The 850-nt window shown below is 51.3% G+C and carries 1 protein-coding gene; it reads left to right on the top strand.

Features of this window, described 5'->3' with window-relative positions:
* Nucleotides 1–160 precede the first annotated feature (160 nt).
* Entirely contained in the window at nt 161–826 is a 666-nt protein-coding gene (xopO, locus tag ALO64_RS15575) for a XopO/AvrRps4 family type III secretion system effector (RefSeq protein WP_044345986.1), read from the top strand.
* The last annotated feature ends 24 nt before the right edge of the window (nt 827–850 follow it).

Below are 850 nucleotides of genomic sequence, written 5' to 3'. Positions count from 1 at the left end.
AAAAACTGATACTCCCACAGATTGCCAGAATATTTCCCCGAAGATTAGGAACTGTCGGCAGGTGCGAAGCCACTAAGATTTCCTTCCTTTCCATAAGGGTAAAAATGAGTAACGCATGCCTGCTCATGCGCATTAAATTCTTTGACAAAGAGGCTTCCCCATGAATCGAATTTCAACCAGTTCAGTAAATTCCAGCTTCAGTTACTCGGCCCCTGCAGAGGAAGCGCAAAACCGCGTTTCCTCAGCCCCCACCAACTCCTCTCCACCTGGCACCACAACCGCTGTCGCCCAGGCGTCAGAGGGGCAAAAAAAGCCGGGGGCGGTATTAAGCATGCAGGCACAGCGACTGCGCCAATTGTGTGAGAGTTCATCTTACCAGTACCGGCAGAACGCGCTATTAGCTAAATCTTTTGATGCTCAACGCCTAGACATTAACACTCAAGCGGGCCCTTCCAATAGCCCTCACCTGAACGCTCTCAACAAGCTCCAACAACGAGACTTCAAACCTGCGGCTGGCGGGCTAGAAATCCCATTTACACCCAAATCCCTATTGGGCGGAGGGAAACGAGTCTATCAAATGGGCTCATCGTCACGCGACGTACAAGTCTGCCCACGTGGAGTTGGTGCTGCATTGAGGCAAGAAATCGAAGATAAGCAACTCATGGTTAACAATCTCACGGACGAGCTTCAAGACGCTATAGATGAGGGCAACCCAGCCGAAATAGCCAATACTTCACAACAGCTGCGCCAAGCACGGTCTGGCCTTGCTGAGCTACAGAGACGCTTTGCGGTACTCGGAAACGAAGACCGCAGAATCAACCAATAAGGGGTTGTGAACCGCCCCGGGTTT

It is taken from the genome of Pseudomonas meliae, assembly GCF_001400515.1.
In the GTDB taxonomy this organism is placed as follows: domain Bacteria; phylum Pseudomonadota; class Gammaproteobacteria; order Pseudomonadales; family Pseudomonadaceae; genus Aquipseudomonas; species Aquipseudomonas amygdali.
This window is presented reverse-complemented; position numbering and strand designations above follow the sequence as displayed.